This is a genomic window from Ferrimonas sediminum (assembly GCF_900100175.1).
In the GTDB taxonomy this organism is placed as follows: domain Bacteria; phylum Pseudomonadota; class Gammaproteobacteria; order Enterobacterales; family Shewanellaceae; genus Ferrimonas; species Ferrimonas sediminum.
The window spans coordinates 1-19,084 of sequence record NZ_FNEM01000002.1 but is presented as its reverse complement, the minus strand read 5'-3'; the positions used below and the strand labels follow the sequence as shown (position 1 = coordinate 19,084).

Annotated in this window: 17 protein-coding genes; 1 reads left to right on the top strand and 16 read right to left on the bottom strand. The window is 58.0% G+C overall.

Going from position 1 to position 19,084, the window contains the following annotated elements; translation table 11 throughout:
- The first annotated feature begins 93 nt into the window (after positions 1 to 93).
- Positions 94 to 504: a hypothetical protein gene (locus tag BLT77_RS02395; RefSeq protein ID WP_090361445.1), complete on the top strand. Its 411-nt coding sequence runs from the start codon at positions 94 to 96 to the stop codon at positions 502 to 504.
- A 281-nt stretch (positions 505 to 785) separates the two neighbouring features.
- On the opposite strand, the gene BLT77_RS02390 is transcribed toward BLT77_RS02395, so the two are convergent.
- The 16 genes from BLT77_RS02390 to BLT77_RS02315 form a co-directional block, all read right to left on the bottom strand.
- Positions 786 to 1,136: a rhodanese-like domain-containing protein gene (locus BLT77_RS02390; RefSeq protein ID WP_090361440.1), complete on the bottom strand. Its 351-nt coding sequence runs from the start codon at positions 1,134 to 1,136 to the stop codon at positions 786 to 788.
- 3 nt (positions 1,137 to 1,139) lie between these two features.
- The gene (locus BLT77_RS02385; RefSeq protein WP_090361435.1) at positions 1,140 to 1,361 is read right to left on the bottom strand and encodes a YgaP family membrane protein; all 222 of its coding nucleotides are present in this window, start codon (positions 1,359 to 1,361) and stop codon (positions 1,140 to 1,142) included.
- 11 nt (positions 1,362 to 1,372) lie between these two features.
- A complete protein-coding gene (locus BLT77_RS02380) occupies positions 1,373 to 2,665 on the bottom strand; it encodes a TonB-dependent receptor (protein ID WP_090361431.1) in 1,293 nt (430 codons plus the stop codon).
- A gap of 7 nt (positions 2,666 to 2,672) precedes the next feature.
- Entirely contained in the window at positions 2,673 to 3,458 is a 786-nt protein-coding gene (locus BLT77_RS02375; RefSeq protein ID WP_090361427.1) for an outer membrane lipoprotein-sorting protein, read from the bottom strand.
- A gap of 4 nt (positions 3,459 to 3,462) precedes the next feature.
- Positions 3,463 to 6,003 carry an efflux RND transporter permease subunit gene (locus BLT77_RS02370; protein ID WP_090361423.1) on the bottom strand — a complete coding sequence of 847 codons (2,541 nt, stop codon included), beginning with the start codon at positions 6,001 to 6,003 and terminating at the stop codon, positions 3,463 to 3,465.
- Between the two features lie 160 nt (positions 6,004 to 6,163).
- Positions 6,164 to 7,477 carry an outer membrane protein transport protein gene (locus BLT77_RS02365; RefSeq protein WP_090361420.1) on the bottom strand — a complete coding sequence of 438 codons (1,314 nt, stop codon included), beginning with the start codon at positions 7,475 to 7,477 and terminating at the stop codon, positions 6,164 to 6,166.
- A 361-nt stretch (positions 7,478 to 7,838) separates the two neighbouring features.
- A complete protein-coding gene (gene putP, locus BLT77_RS02360) occupies positions 7,839 to 9,278 on the bottom strand; it encodes a sodium/proline symporter PutP (protein WP_090361417.1) in 1,440 nt (479 codons plus the stop codon).
- A 375-nt stretch (positions 9,279 to 9,653) separates the two neighbouring features.
- Positions 9,654 to 10,352, bottom strand: coding sequence for a DUF3379 family protein (locus BLT77_RS02355; protein WP_090361413.1), 699 nt, complete (start codon positions 10,350 to 10,352; stop codon positions 9,654 to 9,656).
- Positions 10,345 to 10,911 (bottom strand): sigma-70 family RNA polymerase sigma factor, encoded by a 567-nt coding sequence (locus BLT77_RS02350; RefSeq protein ID WP_090361410.1) that lies wholly within the window; start codon positions 10,909 to 10,911, stop codon positions 10,345 to 10,347. The genes BLT77_RS02355 and BLT77_RS02350 overlap by 8 nt, the downstream gene beginning before the upstream one ends.
- Before the next feature lie 148 nt (positions 10,912 to 11,059).
- Positions 11,060 to 12,676, bottom strand: a complete 1,617-nt coding sequence (locus BLT77_RS02345; protein ID WP_143026539.1) for a BatD family protein — start codon at positions 12,674 to 12,676, stop codon at positions 11,060 to 11,062.
- Complete coding sequence (locus BLT77_RS02340; protein ID WP_090361404.1) at positions 12,670 to 14,616, bottom strand: VWA domain-containing protein; 1,947 nt, start codon at positions 14,614 to 14,616, stop codon at positions 12,670 to 12,672. Before BLT77_RS02340 ends, BLT77_RS02345 begins: the two co-directional genes overlap by 7 nt.
- Positions 14,609 to 15,589, bottom strand: a complete 981-nt coding sequence (locus BLT77_RS02335) for a vWA domain-containing protein (RefSeq protein WP_090361401.1) — start codon at positions 15,587 to 15,589, stop codon at positions 14,609 to 14,611. Before BLT77_RS02335 ends, BLT77_RS02340 begins: the two co-directional genes overlap by 8 nt.
- Complete coding sequence (locus tag BLT77_RS02330) at positions 15,583 to 16,041, bottom strand: DUF4381 domain-containing protein (RefSeq protein ID WP_090361398.1); 459 nt, start codon at positions 16,039 to 16,041, stop codon at positions 15,583 to 15,585. The genes BLT77_RS02335 and BLT77_RS02330 overlap by 7 nt, the downstream gene beginning before the upstream one ends.
- The gene (locus BLT77_RS02325) at positions 16,023 to 16,943 is read right to left on the bottom strand and encodes a DUF58 domain-containing protein (protein WP_090361395.1); all 921 of its coding nucleotides are present in this window, start codon (positions 16,941 to 16,943) and stop codon (positions 16,023 to 16,025) included. The genes BLT77_RS02330 and BLT77_RS02325 overlap by 19 nt, the downstream gene beginning before the upstream one ends.
- The gene (locus BLT77_RS02320; protein ID WP_090361392.1) at positions 16,943 to 17,899 is read right to left on the bottom strand and encodes an AAA family ATPase; all 957 of its coding nucleotides are present in this window, start codon (positions 17,897 to 17,899) and stop codon (positions 16,943 to 16,945) included. Before BLT77_RS02320 ends, BLT77_RS02325 begins: the two co-directional genes overlap by 1 nt.
- 152 nt (positions 17,900 to 18,051) lie before the next feature.
- Positions 18,052 to 18,876, bottom strand: coding sequence for a pirin family protein (locus tag BLT77_RS02315; protein ID WP_090361389.1), 825 nt, complete (start codon positions 18,874 to 18,876; stop codon positions 18,052 to 18,054).
- Positions 18,877 to 19,084 lie beyond the last annotated feature (208 nt).

Genomic DNA, 19,084 nt, shown 5'->3' with positions numbered 1-19,084 from the left:
ACGGCGCTAATCGTTTGGGTGTCTGATTAGAGAAAGCGTTGATAGTATGGGTGTCTGATAAAGGGATGGTTTGGTTAGTAAAGTCGGGGTGGTATGACAACGCAATTCAAAGATCGGTGTGTGTATCAGGGGGCTGAGTATTTAATGCCCGTTTGTCTTGGTTTTCCGGTCGATGACGGCCGAATTACTGCATTGAGTGATGAAGAGATGGGTCGCCAGGAGGGTGACAGTATCGTATTGTCATCGGCCTGTTGGCGAAACTACATCGCCACTTGGGAAATCAGTGAGGGTCGGCTTTATCTTATCGGCTTAGAGGGAAAATACCGGCTATCTGCTCCTGAGCCAATACTGGCGGATTGGTTTTCCGGGGAGTTCACCCTGCCCCAGGGGGAGCTTATTGACTGTAATGTTGAACTGGATTTTACACTTCGATACACGCAGGAAGTGAGTTTGCGTTTTCAATCCGGTGTGGTGGTGGAGAGTATATTGAAAGAGGTACAGTAGTTGCCCGTACTGAATATGCGACATCGAAGAAAGTCCTATTGCCGATACGGATAGCACTTCGGCGGGCGATATTCATCATCGAAAATTATCTCGGGAGATTGTCCAGAGTTTTTGCGTCAGCGCGGCGGTTGTAGCCTTTATTCCCGGCAATGCCCATTCATCAGCATCGACATTGATCATTCTCTCCAACGGAGGGGCCAGTGTGTTCGTTGATATCGATGTTGCGCCGGTTTGAACCCGGGCAAAGACGGCCCTCGGCCACCGCTGCCCGGGCAGGACGGTTACCGCTCCGCTTCTAACATCTCATTGAGGCCACCGCCATTGATGACCTTGGTGTATCCCTGTTTTTCAAGAATAATTTCTGCGATGCCGGAGCGACGGCCGGAGCGGCAATAGACCACGATGGGTTGGTCTTTGGCCAGGCTCAGGTGTGACATCTCATCGGCAATGATGTCGTGCGGGATGTTGATGGCCCCTTTTAGGCGTCCCTCGGCAAATTCTCCCGGGCTGCGGACATCGATAATGACGGCCTGCTGCTGGCGAATCTGCTGCCAGGCCAGTTCGGCGCGTTCACTGCCGAAGGAGGTCCAGCTGGTCAGTATCAGGATAAGGGCGATCAAGGGTCTTAGCATGGTTTATTCTCTGTGGGCTAACTGTCTCTCCGTTGGCATCCCCAGCTTTTTCATCACCAGGGTCGCCGGGCAGAAACCGGTGAATGCGGATTGAATAAGGTTAACACCTATAAAAACGGTGAACCAGAAGAATAACGGATGAACCCAAAGGGTTAACCCTACTGAAATCAATACCATAGTTCCTGCAAAAGCCTGGGTGGCGCGTTCGGTGGAAAGTCCGCTCATGGTGGTGCTCCTTAATAGTGGTAGCGCAGCCTAAGCCAGGCGTTGCTGTTGTCATCCAGTTGTCCGAAAAAGGTGTGGTTGTCGCGGCCGTTCATCAGGTTGAGTCCGGCACTCAGTAACCAGCGATCGTCGACTCGGTAGCTGGCCTGGGGCTTGAGGTAAAAGTCGCGGTCGCTGGGCGAATAGAAAGTGAACAGGCTGAGCTGCAATTTGTCTTGCCAGGCCCGGTAGCCCAGTCTCAGGGTCAGCAGGTGCCGATTTTGGTCGACGGCTTTGTCCGGATCCGGCTGGCTGGCCAGGTAATCACCGTAGTTACGGGTATGCTCCAGGTAGTATTGCATCGAGCCGGTCAGGTTGGTGACCAGTTCAGACTCGTATCCCAGCAACAGCAGCACCTGATCCGGTGGTGCGATATGGGCTGGGCTGGTGGCCTCCAGACTCTGATGATAGGCGGTTTCTACGTTAAATAAGCCGCTGCCCACTGTGGTGCGCAGGCTGGCACCATAGGCGTTCAGGCGGGCATACTGAGGAGAGGGGGAGCCGGAGCCAAGGCTGATGGCTTTAGGTTGGCCACTGTAGCCCCAGTAGCCATACAGGGCGTATTCCATCTGGCCTGAACTCCAGAACAGCCTGGCCGCCGCTGCATCGTCACTGGGTTCATTCGGGCTGTACCCGGGAGCGACTTTGCCACCATTGATGGGGTCGTAGTAGCTGAAGCGTTCGCCATTGATGCTGTTGTCCGCTTCAAATCTGGGCATGTACACCAGGTCGGCATTAAGGCGACTGCCGTACCAACTGGTCTTAATGGCGTTGACCGGCGCCTTGAGGTATTCGTCCTCCTGACCTGAAAAAAAGGCCTGCCAGTCTTTGGGGAACAGATCATTGAGAAACAGGTAATCGCCGGTACCCCATGTCAGCACCTGACGGCCGGCTTTTAGCTGGGTGTTGTCTCCTATTGCGGTGCTGACGGACAGTTCCCGCACATCCATTAGCCAGCCGTCGACCACATCATCATAGCCGGCGTCCAGGCGCACCGAAGCCTGAAACTGCTCCCCTTGGTAGCCGCTTTCCATACGGGCTGTCAGTTGAGACAGGGTGGTGCTTCCCAGGCCCGCCTCATCGGTTTGCAACCGACGGCCAAAGCCGGCTTCAACGAAGCCGCTGAGCGGTTGCCAGGGAGAGGTGGCCTCCTCGCCCCACTCCTCGCCCCAGTCATCTTCCCACTCTGGGTCATTGGCATGAACCGGCGCCGCGGCGAACAGTGTCAGCAGTATCGGCATCCAGTGATGCAGTCCCCTGATCATGCCATCCTCACTTCAGATACTTAACCGGTGGCTGGCGCATGCTGCGTTCGCTGAACAGCGACTCTGGCAGCCCCAGGTTGTAGTGAACGCCGCGAAACTCCATCAGGGTATAGCCTCCGGAATTCAGGTCGCTGATTTTGGAGCGCAGTACCGTTGGGTAACCATCGATGGTCTCCACCTTGATGGTCTCTACCCGGCGATAGGTTTGCCCCTGGTGATCTCGGTACTCCACCTTGCTTGGCAGCCAGGTCTGCTTGTCGATCCAGACGCGGTAGGCGCTGAATTCGACGCCGTCCGGATCTTTGGGAGTGGCGCCGATCTGGTAGTGGTTGTCGGTTTCCGACTCCAGGGTGAAGTTGTCTTCGGCCAGGTTGCGGCCGGAAACGTCTTCGTAGAAGAAGTGGCTGCCGACAAAAGAGGTGCGCTTGTCGCCGGCGCTGATGCGCTTGAGCAGATCCAGTCCGGGCAGGTACAGCCAGCGGTCGTCGTCACGGCTGACCTTTTTTTCGACCCGGAATACGGTGCCGCGCACATCGGAGGGGCGGGAGAAAAACACCAGCATCTGTTGGTCTCCACCCGGCTCCAGGGTCCGGCGCAGCAGGGTGAACTGGCGAGTTTGTTTTCGCCCCTGGGCATCGACAATGATCATTCTGGCCTGGCTGCGGCCGTCGTCGCCGGCGTAAAAGGCTGCCAGGTTGGCCTTGGACACCACCTCGTCGGCGCTAAGGGCATAACCGGGACGAGGCATCATCATCGAGGCCAGCATGACACCGGCTGCAAACAGTAGTCTCATCACTCTACTCCTGGTGTTGAGGGGCCGGGGCCCGCTGAAGGTGGGGGGTGAGTCGCGGTGCCAGCAACCACAGGCAGGCGGGCAACAGCACCAGAGTAGCCACCGCCGAGATGGCCATGATACTGGCCAGCAGCACGCCGACGGTGATGTAGGGCACCAGCGGGGCAAACAGCAGTGGCGTGAACCCCAGGGCGATGACGATGGCGTTGCGACTGATGGCCCGGGCCGGTTCCTGATACATGGCCGTCAGCGCCGGTCGCACCTCACCGAGTTGCTTTAATTGTTCACGGAATCGCTCCAGGAAGTGGATGGCAAAGTCCACCGACAAACCCAGGGTCAGGGCCGAGAGCACCGCGATGGGCATGTCATAGTCCTTACCCAGCCAGCCGATAAGCCCGTAGATAAAGCTGATGGTCAGTGTCAGTGGCACCATCGCCAGTAACCCATAGAGCGGAGAGCGGAACAACAGCACCATCATCACCAGTACGATGGCGAACGCCGACAGCAGGCTGTCGCGCATGCCGCTGACCATGGCGTCTTGCCAGATAACGTTGATGTAGGCCTTGCCGGCCCAGTTGACCTCGATGCCGTCGGGGGCGGGGTGTTGGCTGAGAAACTGATCCACCTCGGCGATCACCTGGCTCATGTGCTGGTTGTCACCCGAGGTCAGTTGCAGCCAGACCAGGCCCTTGCGGTAGTCCGGGGTGACGAAGTGCCAGAGATCGTTGGGGCGATGGCTGGATTGGTATTGCAGCAGGGTCTGGGCCACACCGGCGGCGCTGTCCGGCAGAACCAGATCGCCATCATCGCCGCTGCGCAGCTCCCGGTTTACGGTCTTGACGATGTCCGACAGGCTGTTGCTTTTCCCAACCAGGCCGGAGTGGTCGAGGTGCTGCTGCAGGGTATCCACCCAGTTCAGCAGGGCCGGATCCAGAAAGCGTCGCTGCTGCTCTGCCATCCGTTCCAGCTGTATCAACAGGGTCGACAGCCGCGGGTCGTCGCGCTCGAAACTGGCATCGTCGGTGGCCAGTATCAACTGCTGCAGTGCCTGAGCGTCGCCAGCGCTGGCCGATTGCGCCTGGGCCCGGTAGTCGGGGCCGAGTAGCGCCACGACGGTGGCCGCCAGGTTGGCATCGGCAACCGGCTGATCCTCGGCCGACAACACCAGGTAGCCATCGTAGGTGCCGGCAAAGTGGTGGTTCAGGGCCTCGTCGGCGATACGGATGTCGTGATCGCTTTTAAACCAGCGCACCGGGTTATCATTGATCTGTATCTTGCTGATGCCCCAGAAGCTGAAGGCCAGCACCGCCACACTGATGGCCACCACCGGCTTGGCTTGGCGAACGCTGCGCTGGCCGGTGACCTGCAGCAGTTTGCTTAGCAGCCCCGGGGCTTTGGGCGCGTGCAGGCGCTGCTGCATCTTGGTCAGGGCATCGGGAGACAGGCGTACGATGTAAGCCGGTAGCAGGACGATGGTCAGCAGGAAGGCCAGCAGGATGCCACTGCCGACAAAGGCGCCAAACACCTGGACCGGCGGGATTGGGGTGATCATCAGGGAGAAAAAGCCTACCGCCGAGGTCACCGAGGTGAACAGCATGGGGGTGAACAGGTCATTGACCACCTGGGTGATCACCTCCCGTGCCCGCTGTCCGGGGCGGTAGTGGTCGGCGAATTCGCTCATGATGTGGATGGAGTCTACGACCGCAATGGGCATCAGGAAGATGGCGATCATCGACGACATGATGTGGACGGTAAAGCCCAGACCGATGAGGCTGCCGACAATGATGATCACCGTGGCCATGGCCACCAGCATGGGAGCGACCACCAGCGGCAGGGAGCGGAAAAAATACCACATCAGCAGGAAGATCATCACTCCGGCCATGGGAGCGGCGATGGCCATTTGGACAAACATCTCGTGGCCAAACTGGTTTTCCGCCACCGGCAGACCGGTCAGGTAGTAGTGGGCGCTCGGTTGCTGGTCGGCGATGATGGCCCGAATCTGCTCGGCGATGGCAAAGCTCTCGGCTTTGTCTTTCAGGGGGACATAGATGGCGGCGGCCTGGCGGTCGCCGGATACCAGGGTGTTGTTCAGCAGCGGCAATCGGGCCACGGCATCGCCAATGGCGGAGGCCTGCTGCGGGGTCGTGGGCGCCGACTTCATCATGTATTCAAAGCGGATGGTGCCCGGCGCCGACTGGGTGATGTTATCCACGGTAGACAGCGCCATCAGGTCGGCTTTAACGACCCCGTCAATGGCCAGGATGGCGTCGGTAATGGCGGCCATCTGCTGCAGGGACTCCGGTGTAAAGATTCCCTGCTCATGATCAGTGACGGCGCCGACAACGATGCTGTCATACAGGGCAAACTCGGTTTTGGTGGCGTTGTGAAACAGCCTGGCGGCATCGTGTTCCGGTAGCATGTTCTCCGGGTCGGTGTCGATTTGAATCATCGGCATCAACGCGGCGGTCAACAGCGTCAGGCTCAGAACCAGCGCGTAAACCCGTTTCGGATAGTGAGTGGCAAAATGGATCAGCCAGGCTTTCATATTAGAGCTCCCTAATCTATTAGGTGTACTATAATTTAGTCTTTTCTAATATTCAATCCTCGATTGACTCTGATGATACGTCTTTACATTAGGGCGGAGTGGAAAAACAAAAAAGCCGCGACATTATGTCGCGGCTTTTATCGTCAACAGAAAGTCAGACTCAGAAGCTGTAGTTGAACTGAGCGCCGGCCAGGAAGGCGTTGCCTTCGGAGTTCAGCACGTAGCCATCCTCGTTGACCTCCACCTGCTCTCCGTCGATGTAGGAGAAGGCCAGATCGATGTTGGCGTTGTCCGACAGCTGGTAGTTAGCACCGATGCTGTACCAGACACGATCGGAATCTGGAATGGAGATGGAGCGGTGGCTCTCTGGTACCGGGGTTTCGTCGTAGGCGATACCGGTGCGCAGAGTAAATTCCGGGCTGACGTTGTAGGTGGCGCCGATGCCGAAGCGCCAGGCGTCTTCGAAGTTCTCTTCCTTCAGCAGCACGGTCTGGCCTTTGCTGATGGAGACCTCACCGTCGTTGAAGTCCTGATCGGCCACGCCGCGAATCTCTTCAAACACGCTCCAGCCGGTCCACATTACGGTGGTGTGCAGCGCCAGCTTGTCGGTGACCTTGTGGTAACCGGAGAATTCAAAGATGTCCGGCAGTTCCAGATCCAGGGTACCGTCGATGGCCTGGCCACCGGTGGCGCTCAGGGCTTGAGAGTAGATTGGAACCATGGTGGTGATGTCGTTCTGGAACTGACCTTCCAGCTCAACGGTCACCTGAGAGCGGTAGGTTACCGAGAAACGATGGTTGTCGTTCAGTTCGTACATTACGCCAACGTTGTAGCCATAGCCAAAGCCGTCACCGGACATATCGGCCAGTGTGGTGTCGTAGCTTGGCAGAATGGGATTCATGGCCGGGTTGTCGGACATGTTGCCGGCGTAGCGCTTCAGCTCGGCGTCACCGTAGATGATGTTGGCACCCAGGCCCAGGGACCAGTGCTCGTTGATGCGATAGGAAACACTGGCGTTCAGGTTCATGGTCATCACTTCGGTCTTACCGGCGATGGAACCTGCGGCGTAGTCGCTACCGAAATCGGTGCCCAGACCGAAGTTGGAGAAACCCGCGAAACCGATGGCGACCTTGTCGTTCAGCGGCATGATCAGGTAGGCGGCGGGGACAAAGGCGGTAGGGGCGGCACCGTCGATATCCAGATCACTTGGATCCGCTGCACCACTGACACCCTGCATGTCGACGCCGGGATCGATGTAGGTACCAACGATGGAGATGGCGGTTTCATCGAACAGTGACATGGCGGCGGGGTTACGAGCCAGCACGGCGGCGTCGTCTGCCGCCACACCTTCACCGGCGAAGGCCCGGCCCAGGCCAGATACTGAGGTTTCGTTAAGCAGGAAGCCGGCCGCTGAGGAACCGGTGCTGATGGCCATCAGCGCAGTGGCAATAATCGTCTTGTTAAACGTTTTCATAACTCTCTCTAAATTCAGATTGTTATTATTTTCCCTTCGGACAGGCCTCGGGGTCTTTAGTTGTGTCTTTTTTCGGCGGAGTTCGATGCAAGTTCAAACCCAAAATACGCCCCTTTGAATTGGCGCCATTGTAGGGGGGATTGAGCACCAATACAGCTCCGACCAGAACGTATTTTAGAGTGAATTTGCCACGAAATGCTTCGATTGTGAAGCCATATCACACCATGTTAAAGGTATGTGTATTTGCCGCTCGCTTTTAGAGTTAATACCCTAAATTGGTCGCAAGGAGGGGAAACTGTCTGCGTGAGCCGGTGTTGGTAGAGAGATGTGCGGGGGCAGTTGCCCCCGCAAACAGAAAAGCTTAGAGCTTTTGCTCAAAAGCGTGGTGAAGAGCTTGGGTTTTGTTATCGGCAGGTAACAGTTTGCTGACGGCGATACCGGCTAAAGTAGCGAGCAGAAAACCAGGTAAAATTTCATAAAGATCAAAGATTCCACCTTGCATCTGTTTCCAGGTAACCACGGTTGCCGCGCCGACCAAAATGGTGGCGATGGCACCGAAGCGGCTGTAGTGCTTCCAGTACAGCGCCAACAGAATCACCGGGCCAAAAGAGGCGCCAAAGCCGGCCCAGGCGTAGCTGACCAGTTCCAGTACTGTGCTCTCAGGATCCAGGGCGATGAGGGTGGCAATAATGGCAACTGCCAGCACGGTCAGTCGGCCGACCATCACCTTTTCCCGCTCACTGGCGTCGGGACGCAACCACTTCTTGTAGAAATCCTCGGTGACGACGGAGGAGCACACCAGCAACTGTGAGTCGATGGTGCTCATGATGGCCGACAGGATGGCGGCAATCAGAATACCGGCGAGCCAGGGGTTAAACAGCACCCGGCTCAGCTCAATGAACACCGTTTCTGAATTGGCCAGGGTGTCGCCGTGGAAATGGACGGCACCCGCCAGGCCGGTGGCCAGGGCTCCCAGCAGGGACAGTAACATCCAGCTCATGGCGATGCGGCGCGACAGAGGCAGATCTTTAACATCACCAATGGCCATAAATCGGCTCAGGATGTGGGGCTGGCCAAAATAACCCAGTCCCCAGGCCAGCAAGGACAGCATGCCGATGGTGGTGGTGTTGTCCGAGACCAGCTGGGTCATCGACTCGGGCAGGGTGTCGACACTGGCTCCTTGAATGCCAAACACCATGGTGGGTACCAACAACAGGGCAAACAGCATCAGCAAGCCTTGCAGAAAATCGGTCCAACTGACGGCAAAAAAACCGCCCACAAAGGTGTAGGAGACGATGATGGCACTGCCGATCATCAGGGCGGTCAGGTAGTCCAGCCCAAAGACTTTCTCGAACAGGATGGCGCCACCCACCATGCCAGACGAGGTGTAGAAGACGAAGAACAGCAGGGTGATGCTGGCTGCCACCAGCCGCAAGGCACCGGTATCGTGAAACCGTTTCTCCAGAAAATCTGGCATGGTCAGGGCATCGTCGGTGAAATGGGTGTAGATCCGTAACCGCTTGGCGACCACTAGCCAGTTGATCCAGGCACCGACCAGCAGGCCGACACCAATCCACATTTCACCCAGGCCAGAGAGGTACACCGCTCCGGGCAGGCCGAGCAGCAACCAGCCAGACATGTCGGAAGCGCCGACACTGAGAGCGGTGACGGCGGGCCCCATTTTACGGCCGCCCAGAATGTAGTCACTGGATGTGGTTGTGGCGCGGTAGGCAAGAGTACCAATCACCAACAACAGAATCAGATAACCAAAAAAGGTTATGAGTGCTGGGGTAGAAATCATGAGTCTACTTAATTTTGTTGTTTATTAAACACGGTCTCATTGCAGTCGGCGAAGGGCTGCAGAGTGTTGATTGCTGAGTCTGAAGGCATTGATATTGATTTGTTGGCCGCGATGCGACGAAATGCAACAAATGTGATGAAAAATCAAACAGACTGATAGGGCGGTTAATCCCAATCGCTTTTCATCCTATCAGAGACGGCTATATGTGACCACCTTCACGAACGGCGCTTTATGCTGCTGATGGCCGTCGCGAACGGTTGAATAAGGCGGCCGCTGCTCAGGGAGGGGCTCGGACAGGACGGATTGCTGCGGTTGGGGCAGATTCGGCCGGCTGGTCAAATAGGCCAGCCAGCCGAATCAGGAGGGGGATGACGATCAGATGCTGGAAACTGAGTTTCTCAGCAGAGAAACCGTCGAGTCGATCTGCTGCTGCTTGCCACCGACCACGGCGATCTGGAAGCGACCCTTCTCAAAGGCCTCGCCAGTGTATTGATCATTGCCAAACTCGGGAGACATCGATTTGTTTTGTTCTTTGGGAACAAAGAACACCGTCATCTTGCCGTCCGGGGTGTCCATTACCATGTGCAGGCTGCGAACGCCGTCGAAATCGCAGTAGTTGGCGTAATAGATGTGACCGGGCATCTGCTCCATTTTTCCGCCAAAGCTAGCCAGTTTGGTGTTGAGGGCATTGAGGCTAACCGATTCATCCACTTTGTCGGCAAAGCCGGCTTCGTGAGCCACGTGAGCCAGGGCATGATCGCCCAGGCTGGCGGGTTGGCGGATAAAGGTCAGCGACAAGCCGATTACGAAGGCGACCGAGGCCGCTGCAGCCAGGTGGAACCGCTGGCGTTTCTTTTGCTGCTGAAACTGGTTAAGGTTCTGCTGCAGTAAAATTCGGTTGGCCAGATCCTCAGGCGGAGCCACCTTCATGGCCGAGGCCAGATGTTCATCCAACAGTTGCAGCTCGTCGACAAAGCTCTGCCGGGCCGCTTCTTGTAAGGTGGCGTCGATGAAGTCCTGCTCCTGACTGCTTGGATCGGCATAGGCTTGCCGACGGAACTTCAATTCATCCATTGTTTAACTCCCGGGAAAGCGACTTATCTTCGAGCTTCTCGCGCAGTTGGTTTCGGGCCCGAAATAGCCGGGTCATAACGGTATTTCTGTTTAAACCCATAATTTCAGCGATTTCGTCGCCATTAAAACCATGCAACACCTGCAATACCAGGGGTTCGCGATAGTCCTCTGCCAATGCGGCGATGTGCTTGCGAAGCAGCGCATTGTCCACCAGTTGCTCGTTGCTGGTGGCGTGGTTGTCGGCGACCTGATAGTCGTCGATGTCACTGACATCCAGCTGTTTACGCTCAAATCGACGGGCATTTTCACGCCGTAAAATGGTGATCAGCCATGCCTTGGCGGCTTTGTCATCCTTAAGAGAGTCCAGCGCCTTCCATGCTCTGAGAAAGGTCTCTTGAACCAGATCTTCCGCCACCGTGGGGTTGCCGCTGAGCCAGTAGGCATAGCGGTAGAGCTCTGTATTCAAAGCCCTAACCAGGCTTTCATAACGGTTTTGTTTACTCACCATGTCATCTAAGACCGGTGAAGGCTGCGTTTTCTTTCGGAATATTTTCAACATTTTTCTGTTGCCTGTCCCGGGCAGTGGTTTTCACCGCAAGGCGCCGACCATCGAGGCGCCCTGGAGTGAGTAGCCGGCCTGGAGGCGAAGAGTGGGCGCGCTCCAGGCGATGAGTGCTCATGCCTTAGGTACAGAGTGTATCTGCTTTTCAGGCTTTGGGATTAAGTTCTGGTAGGTGTTGTTGGTTTTGTTGAACTTTTTTTTGTAAGGCGGTCACCAGTTTCAGCAGTTGCAATACCTGCACCGGCTGTTGCTGACGGCCGAATTGGGCTTGCTGCAGTTGATCCAGTTCCGGTGCCAGTTCGGGGAACAGGGTGCGAACCTGACTCAGTGACGGCGTGGGGCCCCGAATGCCGTCCAGGTGCGCGGGCAGGAGTTTCAGCGCCCGTTGAAGATCGTTGTTCTGCGCAGCCTGAACGAATCCGCTGTCAGCCTCAGACTGAAGTCGTGGCGCCGCGGCGGGGGCGGTGGCCGCTGGCTGACGCCGGTAGCCCCAGATAAAGGTCAGCACCAGCGCGATGGCCAGCAACATCGACAGGTATCGCCAAAGCACAGACTCTTCAGGTTGAGCCGGCTGGGCCTGTTCCGGCTGTGACGGTGGGGGAGCCGGTGCGGCGGTGGCTTCTCCTGGCAGTACCGTCAGGGTACGGGCGGCCAGCGTGGCGTACTCTTTCCGATTGAGCTTGCTGTTCCACCAGGCAACCCGAATCTCCGGCAGGGTGTACTCTCCGGCACTGGAGGCCACAATGGCAGTGCTTTGCTGCAGGCGGGCCACGATCTCTTTGCCTTGGTGATCGTCTCCTCGTTCCGCTTTATCCGGATAGCTTTTCAGCCCTTTCGGGTAGTCCAGAGCCAGTGTCGGCAGGGCAGCCTCCGAGGTGCCGACGGCGGTCAGGTTGATGATTCGAGTAATGGGGTCGCCAACCTCAACCGTTAGCTGCTCCGGGTTCCACTGTTCCGACAGGGAAACGGCGTTGGCTACCAGCCATGGCTCGGTGAAGGACGCCGGAGGCTGTTTCACCGTCAGAGTCACCGGGCTGCCCATCACCTGCACCGGGGTGGACAGGCTGCGGGCAAACAGGTCATTACTTCGCCCTGGCTTGAGGATGTCGCCGCTGAAATCCGAGCCTTTTACTGTCAGCGTGCCGGCTTGCTGGGGGGTGATCAGGTAGTGGCGCTCGATCACCCGGTAACGGCGGCCATTCACCACCTCGTTGCCGTTTCTGTCCTGCCCGAGCTGAACGACGCTGGCGTTGGCCAGTTGCGGTTCGGACAGTTGGCCGCGTTGCAGCTCCGTCGCCAGGTAAAGTTTGACCCAGTAGTCCACCGGCTGGCCAAGCCACACTTCGTGCTCGCTGAGGCCGGCTTTCATGAATACCGTGGCCAACTGGCCGGCTTTGGCGCCGTCTGCCACCACCTTAAGGGTGATGGGCTGGCTTTGCAGGCCATCGGCCATCAGCGCAGGGATGGTGAGTGTGCCGGTGCTTTTAGGTATCAGCACCAGTTGCCAGCGGGTTTCCCGCCGAGTGTTGAAGTTGATGATCTGGGTGGAACGGCTGACGTTGTTACGAACCACGGTGAACTGGTTTTCCAGGACGGTGGTATCCAGTGCGTTGGCGTCGACGTCGTCGTCGGCAATGACCGTAAGCACGAACGATTGGTTGGCCACAACCGGGTTGGCGTCGATACTGGCGGTTAAGCTGCTGTAAGACCAGCAAGCGGGGGAGATGCACAGCATCATTAGCAGTACCAATCGATTTACCACTGGGTACGCTCCTCATTGATCTGGCCGGCCCGGCGGCGGCGCTCATACTCTAGTTTCATCTTGTTTCTCAGCAGCAGGCTGGGGTCGTCCTGAATGCGTTCCAGCGTTCGGGCATCGATGGACGCCGGCGGCTCCTGCTGCTCGGTATCGGAAGGGCCATCGGCAGCAGCCCTCCCTTGGGGGTGAGCCTGATCCGGCGACGAGGTGTCGTTAGCGCCTTCGGAGGCGGCTTCAAACTCCTCGCGGGTCTGCGACGGTTGTGCATCATCAGACGGAGGGAGGGGCGCCGGCGCTGGTGGCGCCTGTCCGTCCGGTTGCCGGGCGCCGGTGCCGGAGTCGTGGCTGTCGCCGAGCTCCGGCCGAGGCGGTGAACCTTGCGGGTCGCTGTCCGGCGCGGACTGAGATTGATCGTCGGAGGCGCTTTGCCCCTGACTCTGATTCGAGTTCTGGGATTGGTCTTGGCTCTGTTGACTCTGATTGTCGGATGGCGGCGTTTGCTCCTGGCCGTCTTGATCCCCGGGCTGCTGATTCTGATCCTGCTGGCCTTCCTGCCCCTGATCGCCGTCGCCAGCCTGCTGTTGTTTCTGCTGCTGTTCTTGCAACTGCTTGACCAGTTGCAGGTTGGCCTGGGCGGCTTCAAGCTTGGGGTTCAGCGCCAGTGCCTGTTCATAGGCGTGTTGTGCAGGCTTGAGCTGGTTCAGACGGGCGAGGGCGTTGCCCTGATTATACAGAGAGCGGGCGCTTTGAGGCAGTTGCTGATACTGGGTCAGCGCCTGTTCAAACTGGTTACTGCGATAGTAGGCTTCGGCTTTCTGACTGCCGTCGGGCAGCAGGTCAGCAGCCTGCTGATGCTGGCCCTGGCGCATCAGCTCATTGGCCTGAGATTGGGACGATTGCCACCAGGCGGCGTCGGCGGGGGCCGGAGGTAGCACCAATAGCGACAGCATCAGTAACGGCAGGTAGCGACGGGCGAACCAGGCAGCCGGGAGCAGCAGCAGTGGCAGCAGGTAGATGCCCATATCCTGCCATTGATCAGTGCTCCGTTGCTGTTGTTGCGTGTGCTTGCTCTGGTCCTGCCGGTGCAGGGGGGCAGCCAGTGTGGCGATGTCTTGATCACCCGCACGGAACGGAATGAGCCTGCCGTTGCCGGCATCGGCCAGTTTGTTCAGTAACGCGGTGTTGGCTTGTGCCACGATCACCTCTCCAGCCCGGTTTTTTACCAGCTTGCCATCGGAGCGACGCATGGGAGCCCCGGCATCGGTGCCCAGCACGTACACCTTCAGGTTCCAGGGCTGGGATTGTGCCAGTTCCAATGCCCGGGAGGCGTGCTCATCGTTGATGCCGTCAATAAACAGAATGATCTCGCCCTTGTGGTAGCCGGCGTCTTTCAGCAGGGTGCTGGCCAACTCCAGAGCACTGGGCAGGTCGGAGCCCGGTACCGGCATGATTTCAGGCGACAGCGTGGGGATCAGGTTGAGCAGGGTTTGCTTGTCGTCGGTCATCGGTGCCAGGGTGAAGGCGTCGCCGGCGTAGGCGATGAGACCGGTTTCTCCCTCGTCAAAACTCCGGATGAGGTCAATGGCTTTAAACCGGGATTGAGTCAGTCGGTTCGGTGTCAGATCGGTGGCATACATGGAGTAGGACATGTCCATGACGATGACCCTGCCCTGATTGAGCTGAAACACCGGCACCTCCAGGCGGGTCCAACTGGGACCACTGAGGGCCAGCATGCACAGGGCCGCCAGCCACCAGGGCCACTGGCTGCGCCGGGAGGGGTGCTGATCCTGATGGCGCATCAACATGGCGGCCTGAAGATGCTCGGGCACCAATTGTTGCCAGTTGAGGCCGTGGTTGCGGTAGCGCTTTGAGGCCAGGTAGAGCGCGGGAAGCAGTGCCAGTGCCAGCAGCCACCATGGTCGAATCAGATGAAAGTCAGTCACGCTGTACCCTCCGGCTTGCCATCAGCCCCAGTGTGGTCAGCAACAAGGCCAGACCCAGAGGCCAGGCATAGAGTTCGGTTTTGGGGCGCCATCTTTTTTCGTCTCGTGCCACCGGCTCGAGTTGATCGAGTCTGGCGTAGATCTGCTCCATGTTGTCGCCGCTGCGGGCCCGAAAATACTGGCCTCCGGTCTCATTGGCCAACTGTTGAAGCACCGCTTCATTCAGATCCCGACTGGGGTTGACCTGGCGCGTGTCGAAGCCCATCCAGCTGGTTTGCTTGAGGCTGTCGGCACCGATGCCGATGGCGTAGATCTTTACCCCGGCGTTTTTTGCCAGCTGCAGGGCCTGATCGACATTGAACTGCCCGGCATTGTTGCTGCCATCGGTGAGCAGTAGCAACACCTTGTTGCTCTCCTGAAGCTGGCTGAACCGTTTGACCGCCAGGGCGATGGCGTCACCAATGGCGGTTTGCTGTCCAACCAGCCCCAGTACCGCTTCATCGAGGTAGCGCTTCACCGTATAGCGGTCGAAGGTCAGCGGCGCTTGCAGGTAGGCTCCGTCGGCAAACAGGATTAAGCCGATGCGATCCCCTTCCCGGCGACGGACAAAGTCTCCCAGCAGATGTTGCATCATACTGAAACGGTCAATCATGTTGCCCTGGTAGCGCATGTCCTGAATCTGCATGCTGCCGGAAAGGTCGGCGGCGATCATCAGATCCCGGCCCTGACGCTCCAGGGGCACCGGTTCACCCAGCCATTGTGGTCGGGCGCAGGCAGCAACCAGGGCCAACCAGGCGATCAACATGACGAGCTTCAGCCAAGCCGGTGTGGGTCGGCGTTCGCTGCTGTGCAGAGGGGATTGTCCCCAGGGCAACTTAAGAGCGGTGATGGCGCTCTGACGCTGGCGAGGCCGGGGCAGTAGCCAGGGGAGAATCACGGCCAGCAATAGATAGGGCCAGGCCAGGGTTAACATGGCTTCCTCCCTTTGCTGAGCCGCTTGAGGGTATGGGTCAGCAGTGCCGTAACGCCGTCACGACGAACCTCGGCGTTGGCTTGATATTGTCGTTGCTGCAGTTGTTGCCACTGGCGTTGGTGGTCGGGGGCTTGATATTGGGCCAGCCACTGCGCCCAGTCGGCTCCGCTTAGGCTGGCTACCTGCTCTCTGGGGTAGTAACACAGGGCGGTGCGCTTCATCAGGCCACTGAGGTCGGTTATGGTCACGGTGTCCGGTAAGGCTTGCAGCTCCTGCAGGGCGCAGCGCAATGGCCGTTGGTGACGGTGTCGGTGCCACACCCAGACCAGCCCCAGCCCCAGGGCCACACTCAATGCCAGCAGAACCAGGCTGGCGCTGATAGAAAGCGGCCAGCTCCAGGGCGCCGGTTCGGTGATGATGTCTCTCAGTTGAGCTAACGGATCGGGTGCCATAGTGTTTCCAGTTGCTCCGTTAAGGGGATGGCGGCATCCACCTGGCTTCGGGCCAGGCCACGTTGGCGGCTTCCCTGGACGAAGTGTTGTTGCTCCTGTTCAAGCTGTTGCAGCCACTGTTGACGCCCGGTATGGTTCAGGGTGGTCAGCTTGCCCTGGTACCATACCGGCAATACCGCGTCGGCATTGAGTTGAGCCAGTCGTTTTGACAGCGGGTCGGTTATTTGAAACAGGCGGATTTCGCTGTGCCTGGCCATCTCCGCCAGAATGTCGAGGTGGTGGTCGTTAAATCCCAGACCATCGGAAATCACCAGTACCACGCTGCCGGGGTGCGCCAGTCGTCGCAGCCTGTTCAGGCCGGTATCCAGGTATTGCGGCTCCGATTGCTGCTCTGCCCGGTGCAGTTCAACCAGAGAGTCCAGCAGCGGGGCGATCCCCTGACGGCGAGCCCGAGGCTTGTGTTCCCGATGGCCCCCTTCCCGGCAGATGATGCCGCCCAGACGCTCGCCGGCGTTGATGCTCTGCCATCCCAGCATTGCCGCCAGGTGACAGGCCTGAACCGACTGCAGCAACAGTGCGGAACCGCAATGCAGGCGGTTGCCCAGATCCACAAACAGCAGCACCGGGCGCTCCCGCTCTTCGCGAAACAGCTTGGTGTGGGCATGACCGGTTCTGGCCGTGACTCGCCAGTCGATGGTACGGACATCATCGCCACTTTGATAGCGGCGGACTTCGTCAAATTCCATGCCGCGGCCTTTGATGCGGCTCAGGTTCTGGCCAGCGCGGTGGCTGGTGCGGGGTAACCCTTTAAATGGATTGTTGCGTGCTGCCGGTCCGCGATAGATCAGCAGCTCCTCAAGACTGACATCGATGCCGTTGCTGTGGGTCGGCAGACTGACCATCAGGACAAGGCCACTAACTTAATGATTTGGTTAATGATCTCATCGGCATTAACCCCTTCGGCTTCCGCCTGATAACTGAGTAGCAGCCGGTGTCTGAGGACATTGGGCAGGACCGCCTGAATGTCTTCCGGTGCCACGTAATCCTTGCCGTGCAGCCAGGCTCTGGCTCGGGCACAGCGCTCGAGGGCGATGGTGGCCCGTGGACTCACACCCCATTCCAGGTAACGTTGCAACTGGTCGCTGTAGCGCTGAGGCGCCCGGGTGGCGTCCACCAGGTGGACCATGTAGTCCTCCAGTTGTGGCGCCAGATAGAGCTCCAGCGCCTGTTTGCGGGCACTGAAAACTTCGGATTGGGTCAGCGGCACCGGGGGCTGAGGAGGAGTAGACAGCGCCTCCTGCCGGCTGAGGGCCAAAATCTGTTTTTCGACGTCGGGTCCGGGGTAATCCAGAGACAGGTGAAGCAGAAAACGGTCCAGTTGGGCTTCCGGCAGTGGGTAGGTGCCCTCGTTCTCGATGGGATTCTGGGTTGCCAATACCAGGAACAGTTCCGGTAGCCGGTAACTGGTTTTGCCCACCGTTATCTGATTCTCGGCCATGGCTTCCAGCAGCGCAGACTGAACCTTGGCCGGCGCCCGGTTGATTTCATCGGCCAGCAGCAGATTGTGAAACAGTGGCCCGGCCTGAAATTCAAACTGGCCGGTTTCCTGCCTGAAGATGTCGGTACCGGTCAGATCAGCGGGCAGCAGATCAGGGGTAAATTGGACCCGGTGAAAATTGCCTTCGATGCTGTCTGCCAGGGCTTTTACTGCTCGGGTTTTGGCCAGTCCCGGTGGGCCTTCCACCAATAAGTGGCCATTGGCCACCAGGGCGATGAGAAGTCCTTCGACCATCTCAGGCTGGCCGATGACCATCTGGTTGAGGTAGTTTTTTGCCTGTTCAAATCGTTCCAGCAACATGTGGGAGCCCGCTTTCGTCTGTAAGTCCGATACTATCCTATTAAAATCAGTTACTCCCTGCCAGAGGGAGTCTAATTCTGAGACGACTTGAGCCAAAAAGTTCCCAAATAGTGTGCCGAGTGCTGGTTTCCTGCACAGCGGACCGACGTTGCTTAATCGGTCAGTGTGCCTTGCTGGTACTGGCGGATGGCGGTATCGATCTGTTGTTGGCTGTTCATCACAAACGGACCCCAGTGCACTATGGGTTCTCGAATTGGTTCTCCGGCCAACAGCAGCATCCTGGCGCTGTCTTTGGTATTTAGGTGAACGGTCTCGCCTTCGCCAAAATAGAGCATATGACCGGCGTGGATTGAACCTTTCTCTGTGGCGACACGGCCCTGATAAAGGTAGGCCATGACCTGCATGCTGTCAGGGATAGTCAGATGGTGCTCGCCGTACAGGCTGAGATCGGCAATCAGCATGGGAACGGCCTGGCGCACCAGCGGACCGCGCTGGCCGGCATAACTGCCACTGATCAGCTTCATGCTGCTGTCTTGAGCCAGTTCGATGTTGGCGATGGTGTCTTTTTGAAACTCCTGATAGTCCGCGGGCTGCATCTTCTTCTCGGCAGGCAGGTTGATCCAAAGCTGAAAGCCATGGAGTTGGCCCTGTGTCATGATGGGCATCTCAGAGTGGATCACGCCTTTGCCGGCACTCATCCATTGCGCCCCGCCGTCTTTGAGTTCTCCCCGGTTGCCCAGGTGATCCTGATGCAAAAAGTGACCGGTTTTCATGTAGGTCAGGGTTTCGATGCCACGGTGGGGGTGGGAGGGGAACCCGCCGATGTAGTCTCGGGATTGATCGCCTTTGAGTTCATCGAGCATCAAGAAGGGATCCATAAGCGGATTTTTAAACCCGGCGATACGCTGGATGGTGACGCCATCGCCGTCCTGAGTCGGACGGGAGGCTTCGATGTGAATGAGCGGTCGAATTTTCATGCTGTGTCTCCTAACTATTCTGGAGACAGTATGGATCTACTAAAATCGAACAAAAAGCGCATAATGTTGCGGTTAATATGCAGGTAAATCGAAAGGAAGGGCGACTTGCGGCTTGGCTTCGACGTTAAGCGCCGATGTCTTTCCGCCGACACACACCAAAAAGCCTGACTCTTTCGAATCAGGCTTTCTGTAAAAGTTGGTTGCGGGG

Excerpts from the sequence above, each read along its gene's own strand:
- BLT77_RS02395 (WP_090361445.1), top strand. The coding sequence starts at position 94 with ATGACAACGCAATTCAAAGATCGGTGTGTGTATCAGGGGGCTGAGTAT.
- BLT77_RS02390 (WP_090361440.1), bottom strand. The coding sequence starts at position 1,136 with ATGCTAAGACCCTTGATCGCCCTTATCCTGATACTGACCAGCTGGACC.
- BLT77_RS02385 (WP_090361435.1), bottom strand. The coding sequence starts at position 1,361 with ATGAGCGGACTTTCCACCGAACGCGCCACCCAGGCTTTTGCAGGAACT.
- BLT77_RS02380 (WP_090361431.1), bottom strand. The coding sequence starts at position 2,665 with ATGATCAGGGGACTGCATCACTGGATGCCGATACTGCTGACACTGTTC.
- BLT77_RS02375 (WP_090361427.1), bottom strand. The coding sequence starts at position 3,458 with ATGAGACTACTGTTTGCAGCCGGTGTCATGCTGGCCTCGATGATGATG.
- BLT77_RS02370 (WP_090361423.1), bottom strand. The coding sequence starts at position 6,003 with ATGAAAGCCTGGCTGATCCATTTTGCCACTCACTATCCGAAACGGGTT.
- BLT77_RS02365 (WP_090361420.1), bottom strand. The coding sequence starts at position 7,477 with ATGAAAACGTTTAACAAGACGATTATTGCCACTGCGCTGATGGCCATC.
- putP (WP_090361417.1), bottom strand. The coding sequence starts at position 9,278 with ATGATTTCTACCCCAGCACTCATAACCTTTTTTGGTTATCTGATTCTG.
- BLT77_RS02355 (WP_090361413.1), bottom strand. The coding sequence starts at position 10,352 with ATGGATGAATTGAAGTTCCGTCGGCAAGCCTATGCCGATCCAAGCAGT.
- BLT77_RS02350 (WP_090361410.1), bottom strand. The coding sequence starts at position 10,911 with ATGTTGAAAATATTCCGAAAGAAAACGCAGCCTTCACCGGTCTTAGAT.
- BLT77_RS02335 (WP_090361401.1), bottom strand. The coding sequence starts at position 15,589 with ATGTTAACCCTGGCCTGGCCCTATCTATTGCTGGCCGTGATTCTCCCC.
- BLT77_RS02330 (WP_090361398.1), bottom strand. The coding sequence starts at position 16,041 with ATGGCACCCGATCCGTTAGCTCAACTGAGAGACATCATCACCGAACCG.
- BLT77_RS02325 (WP_090361395.1), bottom strand. The coding sequence starts at position 16,943 with ATGGTCAGTCTGCCGACCCACAGCAACGGCATCGATGTCAGTCTTGAG.
- BLT77_RS02320 (WP_090361392.1), bottom strand. The coding sequence starts at position 17,899 with ATGTTGCTGGAACGATTTGAACAGGCAAAAAACTACCTCAACCAGATG.
- BLT77_RS02315 (WP_090361389.1), bottom strand. The coding sequence starts at position 18,876 with ATGAAAATTCGACCGCTCATTCACATCGAAGCCTCCCGTCCGACTCAG.